Here is a 2,144-nt window from a genome sequence, read left to right as displayed (position 1 = left end):
CTTCTACGAACTGTTCTTCGAGGACGCCGAGGTCGCGGCCGGCCTGCTGGGCATCACCCTGACCAAGCGGGGAAAGCATCAGGGTGGGGACATTCCGATGGCCGGGGTGCCGGTCCATGCCCTGGACGGCTATCTGGCGCGGCTGATCCGGGCCGGAAAGCGTGTCGCCATCTGCGACCAGATCGAGACCCCGGCCGAGGCGAAGAAGCGTGGGTCCAAGTCGATCGTGGCGCGCGACATCGTCCGCGTCGTGACCCCCGGCACCTTGACCGAGGACACATTGCTGGACGCGCGGGGCGCCAACCGGCTGGCGGCGGTGGCGGTGCGCAAGGGCCGAGCAGCGGTGGCGGTGGTCGAACTGTCGGCGGGAGCGGTGGATTCCGTGGCCTGTGACCTGGCCGACCTGGCCGCGACGCTGGGCGCGTTCCGGCCGTCCGAGGTGCTGGTCACCGACAAGGCCTTTTCCGATCCGGACCTGAAGGGCGCGCTCGACGGTTCGGGCGGCATCGTCCAGGCCCTGGCCTCGGCGGTCGCGGAACCGGGCGCGGCGCGCAGCCGGGTCGAACGGCTGTATGGCGTGGCCTCCCTGGACGGGTTCGGGGCTTTCGAGGAGGCGGAGGTCTCGGCGCTCGGCCTGATCGCCGCCTATCTGGAAACGACCCAGGCGGGCCGGGTTCCGGCCCTGGCCCCGCCGCGCCGATCGGGCGACGTGGGCTTCCTCGCCATCGATCCGGCGACGCGCCAGAGCCTGGAGATCGACCGCAGCCAGAGGGGCGAGCGGGAGGGATCGCTGCTGGCCTGTATCGACCGGACGCTGACGTCAGGCGGTGCGCGGGCCCTGGCCGAACGGATCGCACGGCCGCTGCGTGATCCGGCCCGGATCAATGAAGGACTCGATGCGGTCGAATGGCTGCTGGAGCGTCGCGACCTGCGGCGTGACCTGAGGGACGGATTGCGCGCCTCGGCCGATGTGGCGCGGGCGGTGTCGCGCCTGGCGCTCGGACGCGGCGGACCACGCGACCTGGCCGCCATCCGGATCGGTCTGAGCCTCGCCGAAGGGATCGCCGGGCTGTTCGTGCGGAGCCCCGATCCTTTGACCGGCCCGCCTGCCCGGATCGTCGCCTGTCTGGACGGCCTGACCCTGTCGCCCGAGGTAGCGGGGCTGATGGTCGAGCTGGCCGAGGGGCTGGTCGAGGAGCCGCCGCATCTGGCGCGGGACGGCGGTTTCGTGCGGCCCGGTTTCCGGCCCGAGCTCGATGAGGCCCTGGGTCTGCGCGACGACAGCCGCCGGGTGGTCGCCGACCTCGAGGCGCGGGCGGTGCGGGAATCGGGGGTGCCGTTCAAGGTGCGCCACAACGCCGTGCTCGGCTATTTCCTGGAAACCACGGCCAAACACGCAGAGCCCCTGTTCCGGGCAGGGCCCGACAATCCCTTCATCCATCGCCAGACCCTGGCCGCCCAGGTCCGGTTCACCACCGTCGAACTGTCGGAGCTGGACGCAAAGATCAGCCAGGCGGGCCATCGGGCCCTGGCCATGGAGGGCGAGACCTTCGAGGGCTGGCGACGCACCGTCCAGCGTCTGGCCCAGCCTCTGCAGGCCGTCGCAGACGCCCTGGCCGACCTGGACGCCACGGCGGCGCTGGCCGAGTGGGCCGAGGAAGTCGGCGGCGTGCGCCCCGTCGTGGACGACAGCCGGGCTTTCGAGGTCCAGGCCGCGCGCCATCCCGTCGTGGAAGCCGCCGTGAAGAAGGCCGGCGATCCCTTCACCCCCAACGACTGCCGACTGGACGGTCAGCCCCTGCCCGGCTCCGGCTGCCCGCGCCTGTCGATCGTCACCGGGCCGAACATGGCCGGCAAGTCGACCTTCCTGCGCCAGAACGCCCTGATGGTGGTGCTGGCCCAGGCGGGCAGCTTCGTGCCGGCGCGGTCGATGCGGCTGGGGGTCGTGGACCGGCTGTTCTCACGCGTCGGGGCCGGGGACGATTTGGCGCGCGGGCGGTCCACCTTCATGATGGAGATGGTCGAGACCGCCGCCATCCTGACCCAGGCCACGGACCGCAGCTTCGTCGTTCTGGACGAGATCGGCCGGGGCACGGCGACCTATGACGGCCTGGCCATCGCCTGGGCCTGCGCCGAGGCCCTGC

The 2,144-nt window shown here is 71.8% G+C and carries 1 protein-coding gene; it reads left to right on the top strand.

The features are described 5' to 3' along the window. The coding region (gene mutS / locus JHC99_RS18560; protein ID WP_292156171.1) for a DNA mismatch repair protein MutS at positions 1 to 2,144 on the top strand (2,144 nt) is incomplete at both ends.

Origin of the sequence: Brevundimonas sp. (genome assembly GCF_016463485.1) — a bacterium.
Lineage (GTDB): Bacteria > Pseudomonadota > Alphaproteobacteria > Caulobacterales > Caulobacteraceae > Brevundimonas.
The sequence above is the reverse complement of the archived record's forward strand: the minus strand, read 5'-3'. Positions and strand labels throughout refer to the sequence as shown.